Origin of the sequence: Microbacterium esteraromaticum, assembly GCF_016907315.1 — a bacterium.
Classification (GTDB): Bacteria; Actinomycetota; Actinomycetes; order Actinomycetales; family Microbacteriaceae; genus Microbacterium; species Microbacterium esteraromaticum.
Window position 1 is genome coordinate 490,018 of sequence record NZ_JAFBBS010000001.1, and the last position, 25,690, is coordinate 515,707.

The following is a 25,690-nucleotide window of genomic DNA, read 5'->3' on the forward strand; positions in this document are numbered from 1 at the left end:
GCCTGTTCACCCAGACTGTTCTTCATAGACTCGACCTGTGAACACTCCGCAGGCCGACCCCCTCATCGGGCGGCTTGTCGACGGCCGGTACCGCGTCCGTGCGCGCATCGCGCGCGGTGGCATGGCGACGGTGTACGTGGCGACCGACATGCGCCTCGAGCGGCGCATAGCGCTCAAGGTGATGCACGCGCACCTCAGCGACGACTCGGCGTTCCAGAGCCGGTTCATCCAAGAGGCCAGGGCCGCGGCCCGCCTTGCCGACCCCCACGTCGTGAACGTCTTCGACCAGGGACAGGACGGCGAGCTCGCCTACCTCGTGATGGAGTACCTGCCCGGCATCACCCTCCGCGAGCTGATGCGCGAGCAGAAGCGTCTGACCGTCGCGCAGACGATCACGATCATGGATGCGATCCTCTCCGGTCTCGCCGCCGCGCACAGCGCCGGGATCGTGCACCGTGACGTCAAGCCCGAGAACGTGCTGCTCGCCGAGGACGGCCGGATCAAGATCGGCGACTTCGGCCTCGCCAGGGCGACCACGGCGAACACGGCCACCGGAGCGCAGCTGCTCGGGACAATCGCCTATCTCGCCCCCGAGCTCGTCACCCGGGGCACGGCCGACGCACGCAGCGACATCTACGCACTGGGCATCATGCTCTACGAGATGCTCGTGGGCGAGCAGCCCTACAAGGGCGAGCAGCCCATGCAGATCGCGTTCCAGCACGCCACCGAACAGGTGCCCCGGCCGAGCGTGCGCAACCCCGGCGTGCCCGAGCAGCTCGACGAGCTGGTGCTCTGGGCCACCGAGAAGTCACCTGACGATCGTCCGCTCGACGCCAAGGAGATGCTGACGCGACTGCGCGAGATCGAGCGCGAGATCGGCGTCACTCCTGTTCCCACCGCGACCGACGTCGCGTCCAGAGAGTACGACTCCGGCTCTGTCACCAAGATCCTCCCCGGCACCGCAGTGCTGCCCGCCCCCGTCGACGAGGCCGACGAGGGCACCGACAACGCCACGCGCCTGCGTCGCCGCACGGCGCGACGGCGCTCCACAGGCGCAGCGCTGCTCACCCTCGTGCTGCTGCTCGCTGTGCTCGCCGGCACGGTCGGATGGTGGTTCGGCTCCGGCCCCGGATCGCTGATCCCGGTGCCGCCCGTCGCCGGCATGACCTATGACCAGGCGGCAGCCGCGGTGAAAGCGGAGGGCCTGACGCCCGAGAGGGCAGAGCAGTCGTCCATCGACATCGACGCGGGCGAGGTGATCGAATCGGCACCGGGCGAGGGCGAGCGCGTCGAGAAGGACAGCGCAGTGACCCTCGTCGTCTCCACGGGGCCTGCCCAGCACGAGCTGCCCGCGCTGCGCGGAAAGAGCGCAGACGAGGTTCGCACGCTGCTCGCCGACAACCGCGTCAACGTCTCGGACGACGTCGAGGAGTACTTCGACGGGCTCGACAAGGGACTCGTGCTGAACGTCCGGATCAGCCCTCGCGACGAGGGCGAGGCGTACGGCTGCGCCGACGGATGCCAGGTGTTCGAAGACGACTCGGCCGTCATCCAGCTCTCCCTCGGGGCCGTGCCGGATGTCGTCGGCAAGCCGCTCGACGAGGCTGTGCGAACGCTCGAGGGCGTTCAGCTGAAGGTCGCCGACGACCGCCCCGAGGACTGGAGTGAGTCCGTCGCCAAGGGCTCGGTGATCGCGCAGACCAAAGAGCGGCCGGAAGGCGGCGCCTGGCGTCCGGGCGACACTGTGACGCTCACGGTGTCGAGGGGACCGCAGCCGCTGCCCATCCCCGATGTGAAGGGCAAGACCGTGCGTGAGGCGGTCGCGACTCTCAAAGACGCCGGCTTCAAGGTGAACCCCTCGATCGAGGACATGGAGCTCCCCCTGGGCGGCAAGTACTGGGACGTGTACAAGGTGTGCAGCTACGACCCGAACGGCACCGCGGCGCGCGGTTCGACCGTCACCCTCACTCCGGGCTTCTTCTGCTGAAGCGCTGCTCCCCCGGCATGACCGCGCGTCCCTGACGCGGATGCGAACCCCTTGTACGACGACAGAGCGGCTGCCCCCTTCCGGGGCAGCCGCTCTGTCTCGTGGGGTCAGCGCTTCTCGAGCTCCTCGGCGACGAGGAAGGCCAGCTCGAGGCTCTGCATGTGGTTCAGACGCGGGTCGCAGAGGCTCTCGTAGCGGGTCGCGAGACCGGCCTCGTCGATCTGCTCGGATCCGCCGAGACATTCGGTGACGTCGTCACCGGTGAGCTCGACGTGGATGCCGCCGGGGAACGTCCCCACTGCGCGGTGGGCCTCGAAGAAGCCGCGCACCTCGTCGACGACGTCGTCGAAGCGGCGGGTCTTGTAGCCACTGGGAGTGGTGATGCCGTTGCCGTGCATCGGGTCGGTGACCCACAGCGGCACGGCGCCCGAGTCCTTGACCGCTTCGAGCAGCGGCGGAAGGGCATCCCTGATCTTCCCCGCACCCATCCGGGTGATGAAGGTGAGACGGCCGGGCTCGCGGTTCGGGTCGAGCTTGTCGATCAGCGCGAGCGCCGTCTCGGGAGTCGTGGTGGGTCCGAGCTTGACGCCGATGGGGTTGCGGATCTTCGAGAAGTAGTCGACATGCGCACCGTCGAGGTCACGCGTGCGCTCGCCGATCCAGAGGAAGTGCGCCGAGGTGTTGTACGGATTGCTGGTGCGCGAGTCGATGCGGGTCATCGGGCTCTCGTAGTCCATCAGCAGGCCCTCATGACCCGTGAAGAACTCGACGCGCTTGAGCTCTTCGAAATCGGCTCCGGCGGCCTCCATGAACTTGATGGCGCGATCGATCTCGGCAGCCATCCGCTCGTAGCGCTGGTTGGCGGGGTTCTGCGCGAAGCCCTTGTTCCACGAGTGCACCTCCCGCAGGTCGGCGAAGCCACCCTGGGTGAACGCGCGGATGAGGTTCAGGGTCGATGCGGCCATGTGGTAGCCCTGCAGCAGACGACCCGGGTCTGCGGTGCGCGACGTCGTGGTGAAGTCGTAGCCGTTGACGATGTCGCCGCGGTACGCCGGCAGCGTGACGTCGCCGCGCGTCTCGGTGTCGCTCGAGCGCGGCTTGGCGAACTGCCCTGCCATGCGCCCCATCTTGACGACCGGCATCGAGGCGCCGTACGTGAGCACGACCGCCATCTGCAGCACGGTCTTGATCCGGTTGCGGATCTGGTCGGCGGTCGCGCCGGCGAACGTCTCGGCGCAGTCGCCGCCCTGCAGCAGGAAGGCGTTTCCGGATGCCGCGCGTGCGAGCCGCGCGCGGAGGTTGTCGACCTCGCCGGCGAAGACCAGCGGCGGCAGGGCCGCGAGCTGCGTCGACACCTCGGCGGTGCGCTCGGCGTCAGGCCACTGCGGCTGCTGCTTGATGGGAAGGGATCGCCACGCGTCGAGTTCGGGGTGCGAGGGAAGCATGTGCACCAGCTTAGTGTCCGCCCGGGACGCCGATTCGCCGCATGACGGCGGCCGCGCGGGCAGTCGCGAACCGGGTCACGGGCGACCGGGCGCGCCTGGCGGCAGCCGGTCTTTCACGGTCGATGCGTACACGTCGTCGTAGCGCTGTGCGCCCAGCCGCTGCAGTGCGATCATGATCTCGTCGGTGACGGAGCGCAGGATGTAGCGGTCGTTCTCCATGCCCTCGTAACGGGAGAAGTCGAGCGGCTCCCCGATGAGGATCCCGACGCGCATGATGTTCGGGATGCGCTGGCCGATCGGCATCGCCGTGTCGGTGTCGACCATGATCACGGGGATCACGGGGATCACGGGGACCTTCGCCTCGAGAGCCATCCGGGCGATGCCCGTGCGCCCCCGGTAGAGACGACCGTCGGGACTGCGCGTGCCCTCGGGGTAGATGCCGAGCAGGTCGCCCCGGCCCAGGATCTGCAGGCCCGTGTTGAGCGAGGCCTCGGAGGCCTTGCCGCCCGATCGATCGATCGGTATCTGACCGGTCCCCTTCATGAAGACGCGCGTGGCCCAGCCCTTGAGGCCACGACCGGTGAAGTAGTCGCTCTTCGCCAGGAACGACATGGGTCGATCCAGCACCAGGGGCAGGAAGATCGAGTCGGCGAATGAGAGATGATTGCTCGCCAGAATGGCCGCGCCACTGGTCGGGACGTTGTCGCGCCCCACGATCCAGGGTCGGAAGATCGCCTTGACCAGCGGACCGATCGCGACGTACTTCATCAGCCAGTAGAACATCGTGAGGAAGTCTAGCGCCGTGCAGACCCAGGCGACCGAGTTTCATTTCTCATGCGACTGGGTCTCATGCCATAGACTCGGAGATCACACGTCCGATCGGTGCCGAAGGAGCTGCCGTGGCCCAGTTCGAAGTCCCCGCAATCGTCCCTGCTGACCCGGAAGGGAACGTCAGCGATCTGCTGGCTCAGCGGGTTCAGAAGACCCCGGATCTCGCGCTGTTCAGCGTGCCGGACGGCAGCGGCTGGCGGGACATCTCAGCGAAGGACTTCGAGACCGCCGTCATCGCCCTCGCGAAGGGCTTCGTCGCCGCCGGCATCCAGCCCGGCGAGAAGGTCGGGTTCATCGCCAAGACCACCTACGACTGGACTCTCGTCGACTTCGCCCTCTTCTATGCCGGCGCGGTCATGGTGCCGATCTACGAGACCAGCTCCCCCGCGCAGATCCAGTGGATCATGGAGGACTCCGGCGCGACAGCTCTGATCGTCGAGTCGGCCGAGCACTTCACCCGCGCCGACGAGGTGCGCGGCGATCTGCCGCTCGTGCGCGAGATCTGGCAGCTGCACCTGGGCGCGATCGACACCCTCACCGCCCGGGGCGCCGAGATCGACGACGCCGAGATCGAGCGCCGTCGGGGCATCGCCGTCGGCTCCGACATCGCGACACTCATCTACACGTCCGGATCGACCGGTCGGCCGAAGGGCTGCGTGCTCACGCACAGCAACTTCGTCGAGCTCTCCCGCAACTCGGCCAAGGCTCTCGACGCCGTCGTATCGGCTCCCGGCGCATCGACGCTGCTGTTCATCACGACCGCGCACGTGTTCGCTCGCTTCATCTCCATCCTGGCCATCCACTCCGGCGTGCGCACCGGGCACCAGCCCGACACGAAGCAGCTGCTGCCGGCGCTGGGGTCGTTCAAGCCGACCTTCTTGCTCGCCGTCCCCCGCGTCTTCGAGAAGGTGTACAACTCGGCTGAGCAGAAGGCCGAAGCGGGCGGCAAGGGCAAGATCTTCCGCGCAGCCGCCGCGGTCGCCATCGAGCACTCGACGCTTCTCGAAGAGGGCAAGCCGATCCCGTTCGGCATGCGCCTCAAGTTCGCGCTCTTCAACAAGCTCGTCTACAGCAAGCTTCGCGAAGCCATGGGCGGCAACGTCGCCTACGCGGTCTCGGGGTCTGCGCCCCTGGGCGCGCGCCTCGGCCACTTCTTCCACAGCCTCGGCGTGGTGATCCTCGAGGGCTACGGCCTGACCGAGACCACGGCGCCCGCGACCGTCAACCTGGCCGACAAGTCGAAGATCGGCACCGTCGGACCCGCGCTTCCCGGTGTCGGCGTGCGCCTCGCCGAAGACGGCGAGATCGAGGTCAAGGGAATCAATGTCTTCAAGGAGTACTGGAACAATCCCGAGGCGACCGCAGCGGCGTTCAACGACGGCTGGTTCCGCACCGGCGACCTCGGCAGCTTCGACTCCGAGGGCTTCCTGACGATCACCGGCCGAAAGAAGGAGATCATCGTCACGGCGGGCGGCAAGAACGTCGCGCCCGCCATGCTCGAGGATCCGATCCGCTCGAACCCCATCGTGGGACAGGTCGTCGTGGTGGGCGATCAGAAGCCGTTCATCTCGGCACTGGTGACGCTCGACTCCGAGATGCTGCCCACCTGGCTTGCCAACAACGGCCTGCCTGCGGACATGTCGCTCAGCGAGGCGAGCCGCAACCAGGCGGTGCGCGACGAGGTGCAGCGTGCGATCGATCGCGCCAACAAGACGGTGTCGCGTGCCGAGTCGATCCGCAAGTTCACGATCCTGCCGATCGAGTGGACCGAGGCCAGCGGCCACCTCACCCCGAAGATGTCGATCAAGCGCAATGTGATCCTCGACGACTTCGCCGACGCGGTGGCCGAGATCTACGACGCCCCGGTGCACACGACCAACACTCCGCTCGGCTGAGTCGAACGGATGCATGAAGAAGGGCCCGCGCATCAGCGCGGGCCCTTCTTCATGAGGCAGTTCGAACTCGTCTAGAACCAGTCGCTCTCGCGCACCTGGCGCATCGCGAGCTTGCGGGTCTCGCCCTCGAGCCGGCTCAGGTACACGCGTCCGTCGAGATGGTCGGTCTCGTGCTGCAGCGCCTGCGCGAGCAGCCCCTCGCCCTCGAGCACGACCGGCTGGCCGTCGAGGTCGATGCCCTCCACTCGTGCCCACGGGTGACGGGGCGTGTCGTGCCACAGCCCGGGCACCGACAGGCATCCCTCCCCCGTCGGCGCGGCCTCGCCGCGCACCTCGGTCAGCACGGGGTTGATGACGTACCCGACCTCGCCGTCGACGTTGTAGCTGAAGGCGCGAAGCGCGAACCCGATCTGGTTCGCCGCCACGCCCGCTCGTCCCGGCAGCTCGACGGTGTCGATCAGGTCTGTGATGAGCGCACGCACGCCCTCGTCGATCTCGTCAATGGGGGCGCATACGGTGCGCAGCACAGGGTCGCCGTAGAGGCGGATCTCACGAACGGTCATCAGACGGCCTTCGCTCGCAGACCTTCGATGAGCGCGGCGGCCACCTCGCGCGCAGCCTGGCGCGTCGCCGGCTGAAGACTGGCGAAGTCGATCGCGCCTCCGCCGGCGATCTGCGCGTCATACGGGATGCGCAGCACGTGCTTGGCGCGCGTCGCGAAGTGCGACTCGAGTTCGCTCAGGCGCACCAGCGGGGCACCGGGAGTCGACTGGTTGAGCACGACGATCGCCTCACGTGCGAGGGCCGCGTGACCGTTCGTCTCGAGCCACGTGATGGTCTCGGATGCCAGACGAGCCTCGTCGACGCTCAGCCCGGAGACGATGATCAGCTGATCGGCGAGATCGAGCGTCGCACCCATCACCGAGTGCACGATGCCGGTGCCGGAGTCGGTGAGCACGAGGGAGTAGTACTGCGCCGCGACGGTGGCGACATCTCGGTAGTCTGCGTCCCCGAAAGCCTCGGACACGCGCGGATCGGCGTCGGATGCGAGGACATCGAGTCGGGTCTGATCGCGGGCGACGAGGGCCGAGACGTCGTGGAAGCCGCGGATGTCGTGCTGTGCGCGCACGAGGTCGCGCACCGACTTCGCATGCGAGCCGACGACGCGCTCGGCGAGCGTGCCACGGTCGGGGTTCGCATCGACGGCGATCACGCGGTCGTCGCGCGCATCGGCCAGTGCCATTCCGAGCAAAGCTGTCACTGTCGTCTTGCCGACGCCTCCCTTGCGCGACAGCACCGGCACGAACCGCGCGGTTCCAGTGAGCGGCGCCGCGATGCGAGCGCTGAGCTGCTTGCGCTCTCGGGCCTTGCGGCTGTCGCCGACATTGATGCGGCCACCGGACACCGAGTAGAGCAGGTGGCTCCAGGTGCCCTCGGGCTCCGGCTTCGCCACGCGTGCCGGGTCGAGCAGGCGGTCGGCGGTGAGCAGGTCGGCGGTCTCGCTGCTGGAGGCGGAGCCGAGATCGTCCAGACGCTTCGAGGTCAGGGCGATCTCAGCGGGACGCACGGGCGCGGGGCGCGCCTCGGGTGCGGAGTCGTCGGTGGCCACGGTGTGGTTCTCCTCTGCGGGGGTGGCAGCAGGCCGCGGCGACACGGCGACTGCCGACAGGGCGGCGGATGCCGGAGCGGTCGTCGCCGTGGGGTCTGGTGCGAGCCGAGGGGCGGGTGCATCGTCCGGCGCCGGCACGCTGTCCGGCATAGGTGCGGTGACGGAGACCGGAGCCGCCTGGGTCATGGCCGATCCCTCGGAGCCGGAAGCGGGCTCAGCGGGCGCACTGGAGCTGGATGCCGCGGCCGCCGACGACCCGGCGGGAGGCAGGTCTTCGCCGGCGGCTGTGCGCTCACCGACCTCCTCCACGCCGGCGAGCTCTGCCACGCCCTCGACTTCTGTGGCTCCTTCGCCGAGAGCGCCGTCGTCGAGTCCGTCGTCGTCGTCCTCGTCCTCTACCTCGTGGACGTGCTCCGCCTCGTCGTCCTCTAGATCTTCGTCGTCGTCGTCATCATCGTCGTCGTCGTCATCTTCGTCATCGTCGTCATCGTCGTCGTCGTCGTCGTCATCATCGTCGTCGTCGTCGTCATCATCGACGTCATCGACGTCATCGTCGTCATCGTCGTCGTCTTCGTCGACGTCGTCGATATCCGAAGCCGCGGCACCGGCTTCGGCCACTGCATCGACCACGTCGCCGAACCGGTCGTCGACGCCGTTCGCCTCGGTCTCCGCCGGCGCAGCCTCGACCGGCTCATCCTCGATCGGCTCGACCGGCGTCGAACCGACCTCGACCGGCTCGTCGACGAGGTCATCGTCGTGATCGGCCTCCCCCTCGATGACGTCGAATTCGACGACGTCGGCGTCCGTGGAGTCAACCATGTCAGCATCCGCCGGATCGTCCTCGACTGCCGCATCCGCCTCGATCTGCTCGGCTGCAGTCCCGTCGTCGATGATCTCGGCGACCAGTTCGGCCTCCTCTTCCGCCGGAACGTGGTGTGCCTCGTCCTCGACGCTCGGATCGGCGTGCGGCGCTGCAGGCAGTTCCTCTGCGGGCAGCTCGATCACGACGTCTGGCGCCTCCTGCTGAATGCGCGCGAGCACCTCGGCGTCGGCGACAGCCGATGTGTCGATGATGAGATCCGTGACCATGGACGTGGGAATGTCGTCGACGACCTCGTCATCGACCGCCTCGTCGTACATGTCGTCGTCCCCGCCGGTCGGCAGGACCACCGAGACATGAGCGGTGCCGCCTGTCAGGCCGATTCCCATCGCGTCCGACGACGGGGTGTCATCGAGCACACCCAGCGAGTCGTCCCCTTCGGGATCGACGTTGTTCTTCGGATTCACGGTTCAACTCCCAGCTCGCGCGCGTGTCGGCGCCCGGACAAGGTTAGTGCTCCTGGCTGATCACGAGCAAAAGACCGGTATTCCCCCTAACCCACCGCCCCGGCTGAGTGCCCCGCAAAGAAGCGCACGGTAACGTGTAGGGCGTGCACGTACTCAGCGTCAGCTCCCTCAAGGGAGGCGTCGGAAAGACGACCGTGACCCTCGGTCTCGCTTCCGCCGCCTTCGCCCGTGGCATCCGGACCCTCGTCGTCGACCTCGACCCGCAGTCCGATGTGTCCACCGGCATGGACCTCCAGATCGCCGGCCGGCTGAACATCGCCGACGTCCTCGGCAACCCCAAGGAGAAGGTGGTGCGTCAGGCGATCACCACCAGCGGCTGGGCAAAGGTGCACCCTGGCACGATCGACGTACTGATCGGCAGCCCCTCTGCCATCAACTTCGACGGCCCGCACCCCAGCGTGCGCGACGTGTGGAAGCTCGAAGAGGCACTTGCGACGGTCGAGAGCGAGTACGACCTCGTGCTCATCGACTGCGCTCCCTCGTTGAACGCGCTCACCCGCACCGCATGGGCTGCCAGCGACCGCGTCATGGTCGTCACCGAACCAGGACTCTTCTCCGTCGCCGCTGCCGACCGCGCACTGCGGGCAATCGAGGAGATCCGGCGGGGACTCTCCCCCCGCTTGCAGCCGCTGGGCATCGTCGTCAACCGCGTGCGTCCCCAGTCGATCGAGCACCAGTTCCGCATCAAAGAGCTGCGCGACATGTTCGGCCCCCTGGTGCTCTCCCCTCAGCTGCCCGAGCGCACATCGCTTCAGCAGGCGCAGGGTGCGGCGAAGCCGCTGCACATCTGGCCGGGCGACTCGGCTCAGGAGCTCGCGGCCGATTTCGACCAGCTGCTCGACCGCATCATCCGCACCGGCCGCGTGCCCGTGCCCGAGGGTGGCGCAACCGCCTGATGGCCCCACAGCAATGAAAGAAAGCCGCCCCTCGGGGCGGCTTCTCTTCTTTCCAGCCGGTTGCTCCGACCGCAGATCAGGCGGTGCGCTTCGAGCGGCGGGCGGCGAGCTCGTCGACAGGGTCGGGCGCCGTCGGATCGAACTCCACGAGAGTGGACTCCACCTCTCGCAGCACCTTGCCCACGGCGATGCCGAAGACGCCCTGGCCGCGGCTGACGAGGTCGATGACCTCGTCGTTCGACGTGCAGAGATAGACAGAGGCTCCGTCGCTCATCAGCGTGGTTCCGGCGAGATCCCGGATGCCCGCTGCGCGCAGCTGCTCGACCGCGGTGCGGATCTGCTGCAGCGAGATGCCGGTGTCGAGCAGTCGTTTGACGAGCTTGAGCACGAGGATGTCGCGGAAGCCGTACAGCCGCTGCGAGCCCGACCCGGACGCACCGCGGACGGTCGGAACGACCAATTCGGTGCGCGCCCAGTAGTCCAGCTGCCGGTACGTGATGCCTGCTGCACGGGCGGCGACCGCACCGCGGTAGCCGACCTCGTCATCCATGGCCGGAAGACCATCGGTGAACAGGAGTTCGGTCACGAACCGCGGGTCGCCTCCACGCTCATCCGCATTCATAATCTGTCCCTCCTGAACGGCCTATTCCCCCACGGTAGAGCAGGACCACTGCCCCGGCAATGACATCCGCCCCGGGGGGAAGGTGTGTCGCAATCCGTTCGTTACGAAAGCACTCGTGCGAGCGACTGGCTGACCAACTGACGCCGCACCTCGTCGATGTGCGTGGCGAGTTCAGGGGCCAGTTCCGCGGCTCGCCCGCGCGATGCGGAATCGGTGCGGCGAAGCAGCGTCGACAGCGCCGACTCGATCAGAGCGGCCTCGCGCTCAGCGTTCTGCCGCATGCTGCGCAGGTGGCGCGGTTCGATGCCGTGCCTGGCCAGAGTGACGAGTCCCGACAGCAGCGTCGCCACCTGGTCGGTGTAGTGCTCGGCACCGATGATCAGCCCGGCGCTGATGGCGTCGTTCAGCAGCTGCGGCGTCGCCCCCGTGTGCCGCAGCAGCTCGTCCCGTCGGTGGTGACGGGCGGGCGGCGAGATCGAGGGCGGCGCGATGCTGCCCCAGCCTTCACCCTTAGCCTCTGCCTCGTCGAGCTGCTCGCGGATGACACTGAGCGGCAGATAGTGATCGCGCTGCAGCGTGAGCGCCGCCCGCAGCCGCTCGACATCCGAGGCGGAGAACTTGCGGTAGCCGGACTCGGTGCGCGACGGGGTGACGATCCCCTGCACCTCGAGAAAGCGGAGCTTGCTCGAGGTGAGCTGCGGGAACTCGGGGGTGAGCCGAGCCAGGACCTGACCGATGCTGAGAAGTCCCGCGGAGGCGGAGCGGTCCCTGGCGGCGCCAGCCGCCGCCATCAGCCGTTCGCCGTCGCGAGATCAGTCGGCGAGGCGAAGAAGTTCATGCGGAACTTGCCGATGCGCAGCTCGTAGCCGTTGGCCAGCTCGCTGCGGTCGACGCGCTCCCCATTGACGTAGGTGCCGTTCAGCGAGCGCTGATCGACGATCTCGAACGCGGTGCCCGAGCGGGTGATCTCGGCGTGACGGCGCGACACGGTCACGTCGTCGAAGAAGATGTCGGCCTCGGGGTGGCGTCCGACAGTCGTGACGTCGGCGTCGAGCAGGTAGCGAGCACCGGCCAGGGCGCCGGCGCGCACCAGCAGCAGAGCCGATCCGGAGGGCAGCGCGGCGATCGCCGCGGCCTCGGCTTCGGTGAGGTCTGCGCCGAACGGCACGAAGGAGAGATCGGAGTCGTGTCCGAACGTCTGGGTCACATCGTGTCGCTGCTCGCCGCTGCGATGAATCGCGCCTCCGGCGCCGATCGTGCTGTCGTCTGTCACGGTTCTCCCTCCTCCGGCACTCCAGACTATCTGATGCTCTCGCTCCCGCGGAGGCCGATACAGTCCTGGATGCCACTTTCTGTCGGGTCACGCGCCCGCCCGCGCGTTCGGCCAGGGATTAGGCTGTGGGCATGCCACATTACGATGTCGTCATCCTCGGCGCGGGCCCTGGCGGATACGTCGCCGCCGTCCGCAGCTCCCAGCTCGGTCTGTCCACCGCGATCATCGAGGAGAAGTACTGGGGCGGTGTGTGTCTGAACGTCGGATGCATCCCCTCCAAGTCGCTCCTGAAAAACGCTGAGATCGCGCACACGTTCACTCACAAGGCCGAGTTCTTCGGCATCTCTGGTGACGTGAGCTTCGACTTCGGGGCCGCGTTCGATCGCAGCCGCAAGGTCGCGGACACGCACGTCAAGGGCATCCACTTCCTGATGAAGAAGAACAAGGTGACCGAGTACGAGGGCCGCGGCACGTTCACGGGCCCGAAGGCCATCTCGGTCGCCAAGAGCGACGGCTCCACCGAGGAGATCACGTTCGACAACGCGATCATCGCGACCGGCTCGACGGTCCGCCTGCTGCCCGGCGTGCAGCTCAGCGACAACGTCGTCACCTACGAAGAGCAGATCCTCTCGCGCGAGCTGCCCGAGTCGATCGTCATCGTCGGCGCCGGCGCCATCGGCATGGAGTTCGGCTACGTGCTGACGAACTACGGCGTGAAGGTCACCATCATCGAGTTCCTCGATCGCGCCCTCCCCAACGAGGACGTGGAGGTCTCGAAGGAGATCCAGCGCCAGTACAAGAAGCTCGGCATCGACATCCTCACCTCCACCGCGGTGAAGACGGTCACCGACAACGGCTCCTCGGTGCACGTCACCTACGAGACCCGTGACGGCAAGCCCGGCGAGATCACCGCGGGCAAGGTGCTCATGTCGGTCGGCTTCGCACCCCGCGTCGAGGGCTTCGGACTCGACAAGACCGGTGTGAAGCTCACCGAGCGCGGCGCGATCGACATCGACGACCACATGCGCACCAACGTCGAGGGCATCTACGCGATCGGCGACGTCACCGCCAAGCTGCAGCTCGCGCACGTGGCCGAGGCACAGGCGGTCGTCGCCGCCGAGACCATCGGCAAGGCCGAGACCCAGACGCTGGGCGACTACCGCATGATGCCGCGCGCGACGTTCTGCCAGCCACAGGTCGCGAGCTTCGGTCTCACCGAGGAGCAGGCCAAGGCCGAGGGTCGCGAGATCAAGGTCGCCAAGTTCCCGTTCAGCGCGAACGGCAAGGCCAACGGCCTCGGCGAGCCGGTCGGCTTCGTCAAGCTCATCGCCGACGCCGAGCACCTCGAGCTCATCGGGGGTCACCTGATCGGCCCCGACGTGTCGGAGCTGCTGCCCGAGCTGACGCTCGCCCAGAAGTGGGACCTCACCGCTCTCGAGGCCGCGCGCAACGTGCACACGCACCCGACGCTGTCCGAGGCGCTGCAGGAGGCCTTCCACGGCCTCGCCGGTCACATGATCAACATGTGACATCCGTCTCTGAAGAGGGGGCCCGGTCCGCATGGACCGGGCCCCCTCTTCATGCGGCGCTCAGACCAGATGCCCCGCGCGCACCAGCATGAGCCGGGACGGCAGCCGGCGCTCGACCCGCCAGCCGGTCGGCGCGGCGGCTGCGAGCTCGGTCGCGGTGTACGAGCGACGGATGCTGAGCATGCCGTCTTCCCGGATGAACGAGCCCTTCAGAAGAGTGCCGGCGAGGGGCAGTGTGAGCCCGCCGAAGAGCGCGTAGGCGGTGACGCTGCGGGCGATGTCGCTGTGCACCGCGATGCCCCCACGGGCCGTGAGACGCTCGCTGTCATCGAGCAGTCCGCCGAGCTGCGACGCGGTGAGGTGATGCAGCACATGGTTCGAGAGCACGACGTCGAACCGCTCACCCTCGGCGACGAGGTCGGAGCTCGACAGGCACCGCCACTGCACGAGACCGTCCTGGTCGGCATCCGTCGCCCAGCGCACCGCGCGCGGGTCGATGTCGGCGCCGACCACCTCGGCACGGCGACCGTCACGCTGCAGCCGGCGGGCGACATACCGCGCGATATCGCCGCCTCCGCAGCCGATGTCGAGCACGCGGATCGCTCCTCTTCGCGCGCGGGGTGCGATCTCGCGTCTGTACACGCCGCCCCGGCCCGAGACGATCGCGTTCACATATCGGAAGCGGTCGTACGTGCGCTCGAGCATGGCGAGGTCGGCGTCGTCGGCATCCATCCGCTCGGGCAGATCGAGCGCACGCCGCCGTAGGTCGACCGGCGGTCGATCCGGATCAGCGCGCATGGTCGTCTCCGGCGACGGTGAGCAGCGCGCTCTCGGCGGTGAGCCCGGGGCCGAAGGCCATCGCAGCGACGCGTTCACCCGGTTCAGGCCGCTCGGTCTCGAGGATGCGCTGCAGCACGAACAGCACGGTGGCGCTCGACATGTTTCCGTTCGCGCGCAGCACCTCGCGGGCGGGCTGCAGCTGCCGGTCGTCGAGTTCGAGCCGTTCCTGCACGCGGTCGAGGATGCTGCGTCCGCCCGGGTGAATAGCCCAGTGCCGCACGACCTCGGCGAGCCGCTGGCGGTCGAGCGCAGCCGCGATGCGGTCGTCGCTCTGCCACAGAGGGCGCAGGGCGTCGACGATGTGCGTGCCGATCAGCTGCGGCACCCTGGTCGACAGCACCATCTCGAAGCCGGTGTCGCCGACCGTCCAGGCCATGTCGTCCTCGCCGTCCGGGATGAGCCCGGTGTGGAAGCCGTCGAGGGTGAACCCCGGCGCAGCGGTCGGCAGCTCGCGCGCGGTGACCACCGCCGCGGCCGCACCGTCGGCGAACAGGGACGAGGCGATGATCGCGTCGGGGTCGCTCGACGAGCGCAGGTGCAGCGTGCACAGCTCGACGCTCACCACGAGCACGACCGCCTCTGGGTCGGCGCGGCAGAACTGCGTAGCGGAGCGCAGCGCAGGCAGGGCCGCATAGCAGCCCATGAACCCGAGGTGATAGCGCTGCACGGCGGGCGACAGGCCCAGCGCGCGGACGATGGCGTAGTCGGGCCCCGGTGCGTGGAATCCGGTACATGAGACGGTGACGACGTGCGTGATGTCGGATGCGGTGAGGTCGGGGTCGGCATCGAGGCTGCGCCCTGCGACCTCGATGAAGAGCCGGTCGGCCTCGCGAGCATAGATCTCATTGCGCGCAGCGGTGCCCGGCTCGAGCAGCAGGCCCGACTCGTGGTCCAGGAACTGGGGCGACTGCGGCGCCGCCGTCGCAGCGAGCTCGCCGAGCACGGTGTGCCTCGTCTCCACCCCGGCGCCGTCGAAAGACGTGGCGATCAGGCGCTTCGCCAGCCGCGAGATGCCCGGCTGCCCGGCGAACATGTCACGCACCGCGTGCTGCTCGACGGTCACCTCGGGCACGAGCGTCTGAATGGAGCGCAGCTGCACAGAGGAGGTCATGCTGCGACTCAAGCATCACCCGCTGTGCGAGTGAAAGGGGTTGCCTGCGCGGGCGCAGCTGTGTGAGGGCCGCCGTCAGAATCCGAGTGCTCGGGCGAGCTTCGATCCCGATGACGGCTTGCGGCCTCCCGCGGCGAACACCGCGGCATCCACGGCAGCGAAGAACGCGCCCCGATCGCCGGGGGCTGCGGGACCGAGCTCCATCTCCCATTCGCGCCACTCTCGGCGAGTGCCGGTGCGCAGATCCGTGGCGCGGACGTGGTCGTCGACGAACTCGGCGATGATGCCGTCAGCACCGAGCAGATGGAAGGCGGTGCGGGAGTTCTCGATGCGCGCGATCGGATGCAGGTCGGCGTCCGTCCACTGCGCGACCATCTCGGCGACAGCATCGGGGAGACGATCTGCGTCGCCGAGCGGCCAGCCGAGTTCGAGTCGGCCGTCGCCCTGCCTTGGGCCCTTGATGTGCCAGCCGGCATCGGGTCCGCCCGTGCGGCGGCGAAGGGCGATGCCGTTCCTGGCGAGGGCGGCGTCGACGGTGTCGAGATAGCGCGCATCGAGCTCACGGGGTTCGCCGTCGGTGACCGAGAGGACTCCGGGAATGCCCGTCCAGTCGGGAAGTGCCGTGTCTGCGTCGGCGTCGTACTTGCGCTCGATCTCGAAGGTGCGCTGAGGCTCTTCTGTCACGTGCTCGGCGCGGTCAGTCGTCGCCAGGGCTGATGTCGTCGCCCGCCTCGACGAACCAGAACGCGGTCTCGGTCGGGCCGTCGTGCGCACCGGTCCTGGTCGCCTCACCCTCTCGACGATAGGTGAGCTGCGTCTCGCTGTACGGCAGGATCAGCGAGTCCTGATCCGCGTCGTCGAGCGGGATGATCTGCCCGTCGAGCGGGCCGCCGTGAAGTCGTGCGAGTGCCATGTGCTCACCCTATCCCCCTACGCCGACAGCACGGCGTATGTGCCGCCGATCGCCAGAACCGCCCCGATGATCATCCACGGCCCGAACGCGATGCGGGTGTGCCTGGTGGCCCGGCGGAGGGCCATCAGCACGAGTGCGTGCAGCGCCCCGAGCAGGAAGGCTGCTGCAGCCCCGATCAGCAGCGTCGACCAGCCGTGCCAGGCGAGGACGAGACCGATGACGGCGGCGAGCTTCACGTCCCCTCCGCCCATGCCCTGCCTCGATGCGAGGCGCAGCACCGCATAGAAGACCCCCAGAGCGAGACCGCCGAGCAGCGTGCGCGTCATCCGCCCTCCGTCGCCCGTCGCGAGCGCCTCCATGACCACGAGCGGGATCAGAGCGGCCAGCGTGGGCAGGACGATGCGGTTCGGCAGCCGGTGCGTGCGCGCGTCGATCACGATGAGGCATAGGCCGACGACGGCGAGCGCGAGGTGCACGATGAGCACGGCTGCGGAGTGGAGCGTCACGCTCGCAGGCTAGGCGATCCGTCGCGTACGCCTGAGAGGGCTGTGGAGAACCTCAGACGTCGAGGATGTCGAGATCGACCGTGACGACATCGCCCTCGTCGATCCCCTGCTGCTGGCGCACCTGCTTCTTCAGCGGCAGCACGAAGGCGGAGCCGTCGAAGAAGATCGATGTCGTCCAGACCGTGAGGCCTATCCGCGCCTGCACGCGGAGCGACCCGAAGCCGCGTGGCGGGGTCGGCAGCTCGCGGATCTCGAGCGAGAGCTGCTCAGGCAGCGTGGCGAAGTACCAGGCATCCGTCCTTGCCTGCCATCGGGTGACCTCGCTGTCGAACTCGATCCGCATGGTCCCAGCGTACCCGCGGCCGGATTCGGATGATGTCGGATGTGCGAATTAGTCTCGCAGAAGAACTTGAAGTGTTCGAATCTTTATTCGAGGATGGATGCATGGGGATCAGAACGACCGCGGCCCTCTCCCCCGCCGACGAACGCGCGGGAGACATTCTGCGCCTGCGCCGCGAGATCGGGCGGATGCAGCGCCGCCGCAGCGACGACGCGCACCTGCCGATGCCCGCCGCACTGCGTGATCTGCTCCCGCAGGGCGGGTTGCAGACGGGAACGGTGTACTCGGTCTCGCCCTCGCCGAGTCTGATCTTCGCGCTGATGAGCACCGTCTCGCAGCGAGGCGGCTGGTGCGCCGCAGTCGGCATGCCCGCTCTCGGGCTGGAGGCCGCCACCGCCTTCGGAATCGACCTGTCCCGGCTCATCCTCGTGCCCGAGCCGGGCGAGCGCTGGCTCGCCGTCGTCTCGGCGCTGGCCGAGGTGGTGCCGCTGATCGCGATGAATCCTGGCTCTCAGGTGCGGGATGCCGATGCCGCCCGTCTCGCGGCACGCCTGCGCGATCGCGGCTGCACTCTGCTCACCACCTCGCCCTGGCCGCAGGGCGAGGGCCTGATCACGCTGCACGACCCCCACTGGGAGGGTCTCGGCGAGGGGTGGGGCCTGCTGTCGGATCGCACCGTGACGGTGACTGCGCAGACCCGTTCCGCCCCGGTGCCGAAGAGCCTGCGAGTGCGACTGCCCGACGACCTCGGGCGCATCGACACGGCCGCCGAGCCCGTCGTCGAGCCGCGTGAGACGCTGCCGACGCATCCGAGCTGGGCGGTGGCATCATGAGCACCCCGGGCGCGCTGGTCGCCGAGGCGATGCGCGTGCATGTGCTGTGGTTTCCCGACTGGCCGCTGCGTGCCGCGCTGGGCGCCGCTCCCCCGCATCCGCCCACCGCTCTCGTGCGCGCGGGGATCGTCTCGGCCTGCACGGATTCCGCCCGCGCGCACGGGGTCCGGATCGGGCAGCGCAAGAGGCAGGCGCAGAGCCGGCTGCCGTCACTGCGGATGCTGCCGCACGACGAGACTGCTGACGAGCGCGCCTTCCTTCCCGTGCTGCGACTGATCGAGGCTCACGCCCCTGGGGTGCATCTGCTGCGTCCTGGACTCGCCGCCCTGCGCTCGCGGGGCATCTCCCGCTATCACGACGGGGAGGAGGGGGCGGCGGCCGCACTGGTGCGCGTGCTCTCCGATGCCGGATACGACGAGACGCGCATCGGCGTGGCAGACGGCATGTTCACCGCCGAGCTCGCCGCACGAGCCGCACCGCCCCGGGGCGACGGGATCGATCCGTGGGTCGTGATCCTCTCTGGCGCCTCCCGGGCGTTCCTGGCTCCGCTGCCCCTGCAGGTGCTCGGCGAACCCGAGCTCGCCGACCTGCTGCGAAGGCTGGGCGTCGGCACCCTGGGTGAGTTCGCCGCCCTCGACGCGCTCACGGTGCGGGCGCGATTCGGCGAGCACGGCGCGCGGCTGCACGACCTGGCATCCGGCGCCGACTCACGGCCTCTCACACCTCGTCCACCCGACCCGCAGCTGGCGAGAGAGGTGCAGTTCGAGACTCCGCTCGGGCAGTCCGACCAGATCGCCTTCGCGGTGCGTCAGACGGCAGATGCCGTGCTGCTCGCTCTCGCCGACGTGTCTGCCGTGTGCACCGAGGTGCGCATCGATCTCACCGACGACGACGGAGCGGTCTTCTCGCGCACCTGGCTGCACCCGACCTGCTTCGACGCCGGCGATCTGGTCGACCGGGTTCGTTGGCAGCTCGAGACGATCGTCGACGACGCTCCTGACGATGCCGCCCATGCCTTCCGCGGCATCGTCGGGGTTCGGCTCGCGCCGGTCGCGGTCGATGACGCCGCTCATCATCAGCCTGGGCTCTTCGGCTCGGGCACCGACGAGCGGCTGCACCATGCGGTCTCGCGCGTGCAGACTCTGCTCGGCCACCGAGGGGTGAGCACGGCGGCGATGTCGGGCGGACGCATGCTGGCCGACCGCCAGGTGCTCACGCCGTGGGGCGAGCGGCCTCTCGTGCAGCGGGATCCGTCGCAGCCGTGGCCGGGCAGCCTGCCCGATCCCCTTCCGACCGAGGTGTACTCGCCCATGCGGCCGGTGCGGGTGCGCGGCGCCGGTGGCGCCGAGATCGAGATCGATGAGCGCGGAGCGCTGTCCGCCCCGCCGGCGCTGATCGACAACAGCGAGGTGGTCGGCTGGGCGGGCCCGTGGCCGGTGCACGAGCACCGGTGGGATGTCGAGCGCGCCCGCTCAGGGCACCGCTTCCAGATGCTCGATGCGGGGCATCGCGCCTGGCTGGTGTTCCACTCATCCGGCGGCTGGTGGGCCGAGGGACGGTACCGCTGATGGGCTGGCACAACAACCCAGGGCAGACGTGGGGCCAGATCGAGCGCACCCTCGATCTCGAGGGACCGGCTCCGGTGCAGAGCGAACCGGTTCGTCCTCGCGCCGATCCAGGACCGGTGAGCCGCCGCCGCAGACCCGCCGCTCACCTCGAGGTCACACGCCCAGCCGATGCGGTGCCCTACGCCGAGCTGCACGCGCACTCCTGGTACTCGTTCCTCGACGGCGCCTCATCTCCCGAGGATCTGCTGGCCGAGGCCGAGCGCCTGGGACTCAGCGCGCTCGCGATCACCGACCATGACGGCTTCTACGGGGCTTCCCGCTTCGCCGAGGTGGCCGAGATGATGCAGGCAGGGGTGCAGACGGTCTACGGGGCCGAGCTCTCGCTCGGCATCGCCGAGAACCCTCCCCGCGCCCGTTCGCGCGTGAGGGCGGGCGCTCCCGATCCCGAAGGCGATCACCTGCTCGTGCTGGCCCGCGGCACCGAGGGCTACCACCGTCTCTCCGGCGCCATCTCAGCCGCCCAGCTGCGCGGCGGCGAGAAAGGCCGCCCGGTGTACGACCTCGACGACCTGGCCGAACGCGCGGGCGGGCACTGGACGGTTCTGACCGGATGCCGCAAAGGCGCCGTCCGTCGCGGCCTGGAGGCCGGCGATGCGGAGACCCCGCTGCAGCGGCTGGTCGATCTGTTCGGGCACGACCGGGTCGCGGTCGAGCTCTTCGATCACGGTGACCCGCTCGACACCCGCCGCAACGATGCCCTCGCTGAGCTCGCCACCCGCATGCGCCTGCCGGTGGTGGCGACGAGCAACGCGCATTACGCCTCGCCAGAGACCGCACGACTGGCCGAGGCGGTGGCCGCCGTACGAGCCGTGCGCAGCATGGACGACCTCGACGGCTGGCTGCCTGCGCACGGCGGCGCGCATCTGCGCAGCGGCGCCGAGATGGCCACCAGGTTCCGACGCTATCCGGGGGCGATCGAGCACGGGCTCCGCCTGGCAGGCGAGTGCGCGTTCCCGCTGCGCCTGGCCAGACCTGCGCTGCCGAAGCAGGAGGTGCCGCCCGGTCATACCCCGATGACGTGGCTGCGTCACCTCGTCTGGCAGGCGGTGCCCGAGCGGTACCCGCGTCTCGATGCGGCCGGCCGGGCGCGCATCGAGCGCGAGCTCGATGTCATCGACGAGAAGGATTTCCCCGGGTACTTCCTCATCGTGCACGGCATCGTGCAGGAGGCCAGGCGCCGGGGCATCCTGTGCCAGGGACGCGGCTCGGCCGCGGCGAGCGCGGTCTGCTATCTGCTGGGCATCACCGCGGTCGACCCGATCCTGTACGGGCTGCCGTTCGAGCGCTTCCTCGCCACGACCCGCACCGAGGAGCCCGATATCGACGTGGACTTCGACTCCGACCGCCGCGAGGAGATCATCCAGTGGGTGTACGAGACCTATGGCCGTGAGCGCGCCGCCCAGGTGGCGAATGTGATCCAGTACCGGCCGAAGAACGCCGTGCGCGACATGGCCAGGGCACTGGGGTACTCACCCGGTCAGCAGGATGCCTGGTCGAAGCAGGTCGACGGATGGAGCTCGGGCCTGCAGCCGGTCGAGGGGCATGACATCCCCGATGACGTGCTCGGCTATGCCGACGATCTGCTGCGGGCCCCTCGGCATCTCGGCATCCACTCCGGCGGAATGGTGCTCACCGACCGCCCTGTGGGCGAGGTGGTGCCGGTCGAGCACGCCCGTATGGAGAAGCGCACGGTGATCCAGTGGGACAAAGACGACGCGGCCTCGATGGGGCTGGTGAAGTTCGATCTGCTCGGTCTCGGAATGCTGGCAGCGCTGCAGCACTGCTTCGATCTCATCCAGGCATCCACCGGCGAGCGCTGGACGCTCGAGAGCATCCCCAAAGAGGAGCCGGGTGTCTACGACATGCTCTGCCGGGCGGATTCGATCGGCGTGTTCCAGGTCGAGTCGCGAGCGCAGATGGGTCTGCTGCCTCGGCTGCAGCCTCGATGCTTCTACGATCTTGCCATCCAGATCGCGCTCATCCGTCCCGGCCCCATCCAGGGCGGTGCGGTGCATCCGTTCGTGCGTCGCAAGCTCGAAAAGGACAGGGTTGATGCCGAGAACCGCGAACGTGCTCGCCGGGGAGAACCGCCGCTGCCGTTCGAGATCCCCTATCCGCACCACGATCTCGAGCCGATCCTGAAGCGCACGCTGGGCGTGCCGATCTTCCAGGAGCAGCTGATCCAGATGGCCACGGCGATCGGCGACTGCACCGCTGACGAGGCGGATCTGCTGCGACGGGCGATGGGCTCGAAGCGCGGGCTGGAGAAGATCGAGAAGGTCAGGGCGAAGCTGTACGCGGGAATGAGCCGCCGCGGGCTTGGCAAGGAGATCTCGGATCGCATCTATGCGCAGATCCAGGCCTTCTCGAACTTCGGCTTCGCGGAGTCGCACTCCCTGTCGTTCGCGCTGCTCGTCTACGCCAGCTCCTGGGTGAAGCTGCACTATCCCGCGGCCTTTCTCGCGGGCCTGCTTCGAGCGCAGCCGATGGGCTTCTACTCGGCGGCATCGCTGACCTCGGATGCCCGTCATCACGGCGTGCAGGTGCTGCGCCCCGACCTGCATGCCTCCGGGGTCATGGACGGCATGGAGCCGATCCAGAGCACGGAGGCCGGGACCGGACCGGCTCCAGGACCCACCGGACGGGAGTCGTGCTGCTCCTTCGACCAGCCGGCTCCCCTGCGTTTCGATGCCACTGCTCCTGACGAGTCGGCCGCGCATCGTCGTGACGGCCGGTTCGCCGTGCGACTGGGCCTGTCTGGCGTGCGCGGCATCGGCATGAAGCTCGCGGAGCGGATCGTGGCGGCGCGTGACGAGCACGGACCGTTCCGAGACCTGCACGACCTGGTGCGTCGCACCGACGCCACGACGGCGCAGATCGAGGCGCTCGCGACAGCCGGAGCCTTCGAGTGCCTGGGACTGAGCAGGCGCGAGGCGATCTGGCTCGCAGGCGCCGCCGCTGAGGACCGGGCGCGCTTTCTGCCTGGCACCGCCCTCTCGGTGCAGCCGCCGCTGTTCTCCGACCAGTCGGGGTACGAGCGCCTGGCAGCGGATCTCTGGGCGACGGGCGTCTCGACCGACGACCACCCGATATCGCATCTGCGTCCTGCGCTCGATGAGCGGGGCGTGCTGACCTCCGCCCGGCTTCGCACGCACGAGTCGGGCCGGCGCATAGAGGTCGCGGGAGTCGTGACGCACCGTCAGCGCCCGGCGACCGCCAGCGGCATCACCTTCCTGAACCTGGAAGACGAGCACGGCCTGATGAACATCATCTGCACGACGGGCGTCTGGGCGCGCTATCGGCGGGTGGCGCGCGACTCGCCGGCGCTCATCGTGCGGGGCATCCTCGAGCGCTCCCCCGAGGGCGTCGCCAACGTGCTGGCCGACGCGTTCGAAGACCTGCGCACCGGGCTCGCACACCGCTCGCGGGACTTCCGCTGAGCGATGCGGTCGGGTTCACCGATCGAGGATCGCGGCGACCTCGCCGTAGCCCAGCCGGCGCGCGTTCTCGAGAGCCGTTCGTCCCTTCGCATCGCGGATGCCGGGGTCGGCACCCGCGTCGAGCAGAGCGCGGACGATGCGCTGGGCATCCGCGCCGCCTCCGCCGAACACCACGGCCTCCTGCAACGCGGTCCAGCGATTGAGGTTCTGGTGATCGAGATCGATGTCGAGCTGCACGATGCGCTCGATGTACTCGACGTGCCCGCGCTCGGCGGCCGGGTTCGCCGGAGTTCCGCCGCGGCGATTGCGGATGCCGAGATCGGGCTGTCCTGGCAGCAGAGCATCGAGCATCCGCACGCTGCCGGTCACGCCGGTCATCGCCCAGGGCGTGTCCTTGCGGTAATCGAAGGCATCGACGTCGGCGCCGAGGGCGACGAGCAGCTGCGCGACCGCGACGTGATCGCCCATGACGGCGTGGAACAGCGGGGTTCGCTGCAGCTCGGCATCCCGATGCTCGAGATCGGCTCCTGCACGGATCGCGATCATCGCCGCGTCCGCATCACCGTCTCGGGCTGCAGCGAGCAGCGCCGCTGTCGGGTCGGCCGGCGCCGTGCGATCGCTGGCGGCTGCGAGGATCGCCCTGCTGCCGTCGAGTCCGCGCGCCTCCGCCATCAGCTGCGGCGTCTGGTGCTCGCCTTCCGACGCGCGATCGAATTCGGCGCCGCCCGCGATGAGCGCCCGCACCGTGAGGTGATACGGCTCTGTGTCCTCGCCGAAGATGACCGCCTCGTGGATGGCCTGGTATCCGATGCGGTTGACGTGGTCGCGTTCGATGCCCGCCTGCAGCAGCTCGCCCACGATGTACCCGTGGCCGCGCTCGGCGGCACGGATCAGGCCGGTGCCGTTCCAGCTGTCCTTGTCATCGACGTCGCCACCATGAGCGAGGGCGAGGCGCAGCAGGTCGAGATAGCCCTCGCTGGTGGCGATGAGGTAGGCCGACTGCTGCGTCTCGTCCTTGGCGTTCACGTCAGCACCCGCGGCGACCAGCTCGGTCGCGCGCGGCACATCGTTCTGCCAGGCGGCGTCTCGCAGCTCGGCGTTCATCGGATTCTCTGCCGGGCTCGGCCCGGCAGCCGGGGTCGATGACTGACGCGGCACCGGAACCGTCTCCGGGCTGCAACCGGCGAGCGCCAGCGCGGCGACCACGGCGAGCGCGCCGACGGCAAGCGAACGATGAGTCATCTGACCTCCTGAGCGGCTCCCAGTCTTCCCGAGCATGCGGGTGCAGGGCATCGCTCGGCCGGCGAGATCGACATGGCCGATCGGATGATGCGCTCAGCTTCCGGACGGCACCTCGATCGGAGCGGTCCACAGCGTCTCGGTCTCGGCGAACCCCTCGCGTGCGTAGAGACGGCGCGCATCGTCATTGCTGCCGAAGACGTTGAGAGCCAGAACATCGAGTCCGGCGGCACGTATCTCGGCGGCGGCTGCGCGCAGCGCCTGGGTGCCGATCCCCTGCCCTCGGCGGCTCTCGTCGAGAGAGATGTCGTTGATGAACCCGAAGCCGTCGCGAATGGCGACCCACAGGATGCCGGTGCGCTCGCCCTCATCGTCGCGCACTGTCCACAGAAGCTGCCCCGCGGTACGCGGCCCGTCCGGCAGCATCTCGATCATCTGCGCGGCGGCCGTGTTGCGAGCCGCCTCGATGCTGGGGTCGGCGCCGGCCGCGAAGCGCTCCTGCGCGTACTCCTCATCAGCGTGCTCACGATAGGCCGCGTAGTCGGCGTCGTCCATCGGCTGCAGACCAACACCCACCGGGTCAGGCGCGTCACGCACGTCGAGCTGCATCTTGGTCGCCACGCGCCGGGCATCCGGAATCCCGGTGAGAGAGGCGAGAAGCGGATCCCCGTCGATCACCCCGAAGCGCCAGTTCCCGGTCCACCCGGCGGCAGCCGCGAGCTCGGCGAGCAGCTGCCGCAGGCCCTGCGGGTCGTCGCCGTAGCGAGCGGGCGCATCGATGTCGAGCAGGGTCACCGAACGGGCATCCGGCATCGCCCACACCGTCACCGCCTCTTCGGCGAGGTGCCAGACCTCGCCCCGCTCGGCTTCGGGCTCGACCCAGCCCTGCACCGCACGGCGCCGGGCCTGCACACGGGAGGCAGCGGCGGCGATCACCGCCCGGCTCGCGTCGTGCTCGGCGACCCGCGTCCAGATGCCCATCACCAGAACCGATCGGCGACCCGCGTCCAGATGCCCATCACCAGAACCGATCGGCGACCTGAGCGGGCCGCTTGTCGGCTCCACCCCAGCGATCCGATTCGGCCTTCGCCGCCGCGGCCGCCGCGTCGGCCTCGCTGAGCGCCTCTTCGGCCGCCGATGCCGCATCGGTGAACGAGACGAGCAGCGACGTGCTCGCCCCGCGAGCCGACTCGGTCACCCGGCAGTCGCGAACGACCGCACGCCAGACGTCGATGCGCTCCCGGGTCACGTCCCGCACCTGGTACTGGATGCCGCGATCGATGTCGCGCACGGCGATAACGGTGCCGTCCGCCGTCTGCGCGACCTCGACGCGATTGCCCTTCGGCACCGGCGCGGATGCCGAGATGACGAGTGTTCTCTGCATGCCCTCATGCTAGGCCTGTCAA

At 68.9% G+C, this 25,690-nt stretch carries 23 protein-coding genes; 7 read left to right on the forward strand and 16 right to left on the reverse strand.

Features of this window, described 5'->3' with window-relative positions:
* The first annotated feature begins 37 nt into the window (after nucleotides 1-37).
* A complete protein-coding gene (gene pknB, locus JOE67_RS02400; RefSeq protein ID WP_204973988.1) occupies nucleotides 38-1,987 on the forward strand; it encodes a Stk1 family PASTA domain-containing Ser/Thr kinase in 1,950 nt (649 codons plus the stop codon).
* Between the two features lie 107 nt (nucleotides 1,988-2,094).
* On the opposite strand, the gene JOE67_RS02405 is transcribed toward pknB, so the two are convergent.
* Nucleotides 2,095-3,432 (reverse strand): class II 3-deoxy-7-phosphoheptulonate synthase, encoded by a 1,338-nt coding sequence (locus JOE67_RS02405; RefSeq protein ID WP_204973989.1) that lies wholly within the window; start codon nucleotides 3,430-3,432, stop codon nucleotides 2,095-2,097.
* A 75-nt stretch (nucleotides 3,433-3,507) separates the two neighbouring features.
* Nucleotides 3,508-4,215 (reverse strand): lysophospholipid acyltransferase family protein, encoded by a 708-nt coding sequence (locus tag JOE67_RS02410; RefSeq protein ID WP_204973990.1) that lies wholly within the window; start codon nucleotides 4,213-4,215, stop codon nucleotides 3,508-3,510.
* A gap of 116 nt (nucleotides 4,216-4,331) precedes the next feature.
* Between JOE67_RS02410 and JOE67_RS02415 the strand changes: the two genes are divergently transcribed.
* Nucleotides 4,332-6,158 (forward strand): AMP-binding protein, encoded by a 1,827-nt coding sequence (locus tag JOE67_RS02415; protein ID WP_204973991.1) that lies wholly within the window; start codon nucleotides 4,332-4,334, stop codon nucleotides 6,156-6,158.
* Nucleotides 6,159-6,229: 71 nt separating this feature from the next.
* Here the strand turns inward: JOE67_RS02415 and def are convergent, their stop codons facing one another.
* Both def and JOE67_RS02425 read right to left on the reverse strand, forming a co-directional pair.
* Nucleotides 6,230-6,721 carry a peptide deformylase gene (gene def / locus JOE67_RS02420; RefSeq protein WP_204973992.1) on the reverse strand — a complete coding sequence of 164 codons (492 nt, stop codon included), beginning with the start codon at nucleotides 6,719-6,721 and terminating at the stop codon, nucleotides 6,230-6,232.
* Nucleotides 6,721-9,054, reverse strand: coding sequence for a MinD/ParA family ATP-binding protein (locus JOE67_RS02425; protein WP_338041470.1), 2,334 nt, complete (start codon nucleotides 9,052-9,054; stop codon nucleotides 6,721-6,723). Before JOE67_RS02425 ends, def begins: the two co-directional genes overlap by 1 nt.
* A gap of 143 nt (nucleotides 9,055-9,197) precedes the next feature.
* Here JOE67_RS02425 and JOE67_RS02430 point away from each other — a divergent pair, with 143 nt between their 5' ends.
* Entirely contained in the window at nucleotides 9,198-10,010 is an 813-nt protein-coding gene (locus JOE67_RS02430; RefSeq protein ID WP_204973993.1) for an AAA family ATPase, read from the forward strand.
* Nucleotides 10,011-10,086: 76 nt separating this feature from the next.
* On the opposite strand, the gene JOE67_RS02435 is transcribed toward JOE67_RS02430, so the two are convergent.
* From JOE67_RS02435 to JOE67_RS02445, 3 genes are all read right to left on the reverse strand, one after another.
* Nucleotides 10,087-10,632 (reverse strand): MerR family transcriptional regulator, encoded by a 546-nt coding sequence (locus JOE67_RS02435; RefSeq protein WP_204973994.1) that lies wholly within the window; start codon nucleotides 10,630-10,632, stop codon nucleotides 10,087-10,089.
* Between the two features lie 101 nt (nucleotides 10,633-10,733).
* On the reverse strand, nucleotides 10,734-11,423 hold the full coding sequence (gene ftsR, locus JOE67_RS02440; protein WP_204973995.1) for a transcriptional regulator FtsR: 690 nt from the start codon (nucleotides 11,421-11,423) through the stop codon (nucleotides 10,734-10,736).
* Nucleotides 11,423-11,887 (reverse strand): FHA domain-containing protein, encoded by a 465-nt coding sequence (locus tag JOE67_RS02445; RefSeq protein WP_420827651.1) that lies wholly within the window; start codon nucleotides 11,885-11,887, stop codon nucleotides 11,423-11,425. Before JOE67_RS02445 ends, ftsR begins: the two co-directional genes overlap by 1 nt.
* A 149-nt stretch (nucleotides 11,888-12,036) precedes the next feature.
* On the opposite strand from JOE67_RS02445, the gene lpdA reads away from it, so the two are divergent.
* Nucleotides 12,037-13,434, forward strand: coding sequence for a dihydrolipoyl dehydrogenase (lpdA, locus tag JOE67_RS02450; RefSeq protein WP_204973997.1), 1,398 nt, complete (start codon nucleotides 12,037-12,039; stop codon nucleotides 13,432-13,434).
* Between the two features lie 60 nt (nucleotides 13,435-13,494).
* On the opposite strand, the gene JOE67_RS02455 is transcribed toward lpdA, so the two are convergent.
* The 6 genes from JOE67_RS02455 to JOE67_RS02480 form a co-directional block, all read right to left on the reverse strand.
* Entirely contained in the window at nucleotides 13,495-14,232 is a 738-nt protein-coding gene (locus JOE67_RS02455) for a methyltransferase domain-containing protein (RefSeq protein ID WP_204973998.1), read from the reverse strand.
* Nucleotides 14,222-15,385, reverse strand: a complete 1,164-nt coding sequence (locus JOE67_RS02460; protein WP_204973999.1) for a type III polyketide synthase — start codon at nucleotides 15,383-15,385, stop codon at nucleotides 14,222-14,224. The genes JOE67_RS02455 and JOE67_RS02460 overlap by 11 nt, the downstream gene beginning before the upstream one ends.
* A 75-nt stretch (nucleotides 15,386-15,460) precedes the next feature.
* Nucleotides 15,461-16,069: a CYTH domain-containing protein gene (locus tag JOE67_RS02465; RefSeq protein ID WP_204974000.1), complete on the reverse strand. Its 609-nt coding sequence runs from the start codon at nucleotides 16,067-16,069 to the stop codon at nucleotides 15,461-15,463.
* A gap of 13 nt (nucleotides 16,070-16,082) precedes the next feature.
* Entirely contained in the window at nucleotides 16,083-16,298 is a 216-nt protein-coding gene (locus JOE67_RS02470; protein ID WP_204974001.1) for a response regulator, read from the reverse strand.
* A 17-nt stretch (nucleotides 16,299-16,315) separates the two neighbouring features.
* Nucleotides 16,316-16,804: a prepilin peptidase gene (locus tag JOE67_RS02475; protein ID WP_204974002.1), complete on the reverse strand. Its 489-nt coding sequence runs from the start codon at nucleotides 16,802-16,804 to the stop codon at nucleotides 16,316-16,318.
* 52 nt (nucleotides 16,805-16,856) lie between these two features.
* The gene (locus tag JOE67_RS02480) at nucleotides 16,857-17,147 is read right to left on the reverse strand and encodes a DUF1905 domain-containing protein (RefSeq protein ID WP_204974003.1); all 291 of its coding nucleotides are present in this window, start codon (nucleotides 17,145-17,147) and stop codon (nucleotides 16,857-16,859) included.
* 101 nt (nucleotides 17,148-17,248) lie between these two features.
* On the opposite strand from JOE67_RS02480, the gene JOE67_RS02485 reads away from it, so the two are divergent.
* From JOE67_RS02485 to JOE67_RS02495, 3 genes are read left to right on the forward strand one after another with little or no spacing between them, the layout of a single operon-like run.
* The gene (locus JOE67_RS02485) at nucleotides 17,249-17,977 is read left to right on the forward strand and encodes a hypothetical protein (protein WP_204974004.1); all 729 of its coding nucleotides are present in this window, start codon (nucleotides 17,249-17,251) and stop codon (nucleotides 17,975-17,977) included.
* Entirely contained in the window at nucleotides 17,974-19,545 is a 1,572-nt protein-coding gene (locus tag JOE67_RS02490) for a DNA polymerase Y family protein (RefSeq protein WP_204974005.1), read from the forward strand. The genes JOE67_RS02485 and JOE67_RS02490 overlap by 4 nt, the downstream gene beginning before the upstream one ends.
* Nucleotides 19,545-23,045, forward strand: coding sequence for an error-prone DNA polymerase (locus tag JOE67_RS02495; RefSeq protein WP_204974006.1), 3,501 nt, complete (start codon nucleotides 19,545-19,547; stop codon nucleotides 23,043-23,045). The genes JOE67_RS02490 and JOE67_RS02495 overlap by 1 nt, the downstream gene beginning before the upstream one ends.
* A 15-nt stretch (nucleotides 23,046-23,060) precedes the next feature.
* Here the strand turns inward: JOE67_RS02495 and JOE67_RS02500 are convergent, their stop codons facing one another.
* The 3 genes from JOE67_RS02500 to JOE67_RS02510 all read right to left on the reverse strand — a co-directional run bounded on the left by JOE67_RS02500 (nucleotide 23,061) and on the right by JOE67_RS02510 (nucleotide 25,668).
* Nucleotides 23,061-24,287 (reverse strand): ankyrin repeat domain-containing protein, encoded by a 1,227-nt coding sequence (locus JOE67_RS02500; RefSeq protein ID WP_239527954.1) that lies wholly within the window; start codon nucleotides 24,285-24,287, stop codon nucleotides 23,061-23,063.
* Between the two features lie 93 nt (nucleotides 24,288-24,380).
* On the reverse strand, nucleotides 24,381-25,265 hold the full coding sequence (locus tag JOE67_RS02505; RefSeq protein ID WP_204974007.1) for a GNAT family N-acetyltransferase: 885 nt from the start codon (nucleotides 25,263-25,265) through the stop codon (nucleotides 24,381-24,383).
* Between the two features lie 37 nt (nucleotides 25,266-25,302).
* Nucleotides 25,303-25,668 carry a hypothetical protein gene (locus tag JOE67_RS02510; protein WP_204974008.1) on the reverse strand — a complete coding sequence of 122 codons (366 nt, stop codon included), beginning with the start codon at nucleotides 25,666-25,668 and terminating at the stop codon, nucleotides 25,303-25,305.
* Nucleotides 25,669-25,690 lie beyond the last annotated feature (22 nt).

Coding starts and splice junctions, on each gene's coding strand:
- JOE67_RS02405 (WP_204973989.1), bottom strand. CDS start 3,432: ATGCTTCCCTCGCACCCCGAACTCGACGCGTGGCGATCCCTTCCCATC.
- JOE67_RS02410 (WP_204973990.1), bottom strand. CDS start 4,215: ATGTTCTACTGGCTGATGAAGTACGTCGCGATCGGTCCGCTGGTCAAG.
- def (WP_204973992.1), bottom strand. CDS start 6,721: ATGACCGTTCGTGAGATCCGCCTCTACGGCGACCCTGTGCTGCGCACC.
- JOE67_RS02435 (WP_204973994.1), bottom strand. CDS start 10,632: ATGAATGCGGATGAGCGTGGAGGCGACCCGCGGTTCGTGACCGAACTC.
- ftsR (WP_204973995.1), bottom strand. CDS start 11,423: ATGGCGGCGGCTGGCGCCGCCAGGGACCGCTCCGCCTCCGCGGGACTT.
- lpdA (WP_204973997.1), top strand. CDS start 12,037: ATGCCACATTACGATGTCGTCATCCTCGGCGCGGGCCCTGGCGGATAC.
- JOE67_RS02455 (WP_204973998.1), bottom strand. CDS start 14,232: ATGCGCGCTGATCCGGATCGACCGCCGGTCGACCTACGGCGGCGTGCG.
- JOE67_RS02460 (WP_204973999.1), bottom strand. CDS start 15,385: ATGACCTCCTCTGTGCAGCTGCGCTCCATTCAGACGCTCGTGCCCGAG.
- JOE67_RS02470 (WP_204974001.1), bottom strand. CDS start 16,298: ATGGCACTCGCACGACTTCACGGCGGCCCGCTCGACGGGCAGATCATC.
- JOE67_RS02480 (WP_204974003.1), bottom strand. CDS start 17,147: ATGCGGATCGAGTTCGACAGCGAGGTCACCCGATGGCAGGCAAGGACG.
- JOE67_RS02485 (WP_204974004.1), top strand. CDS start 17,249: ATGGGGATCAGAACGACCGCGGCCCTCTCCCCCGCCGACGAACGCGCG.
- JOE67_RS02490 (WP_204974005.1), top strand. CDS start 17,974: ATGAGCACCCCGGGCGCGCTGGTCGCCGAGGCGATGCGCGTGCATGTG.
- JOE67_RS02495 (WP_204974006.1), top strand. CDS start 19,545: ATGGGCTGGCACAACAACCCAGGGCAGACGTGGGGCCAGATCGAGCGC.
- JOE67_RS02500 (WP_239527954.1), bottom strand. CDS start 24,287: ATGACTCATCGTTCGCTTGCCGTCGGCGCGCTCGCCGTGGTCGCCGCG.
- JOE67_RS02505 (WP_204974007.1), bottom strand. CDS start 25,265: ATGGGCATCTGGACGCGGGTCGCCGAGCACGACGCGAGCCGGGCGGTG.
- JOE67_RS02510 (WP_204974008.1), bottom strand. CDS start 25,668: ATGCAGAGAACACTCGTCATCTCGGCATCCGCGCCGGTGCCGAAGGGC.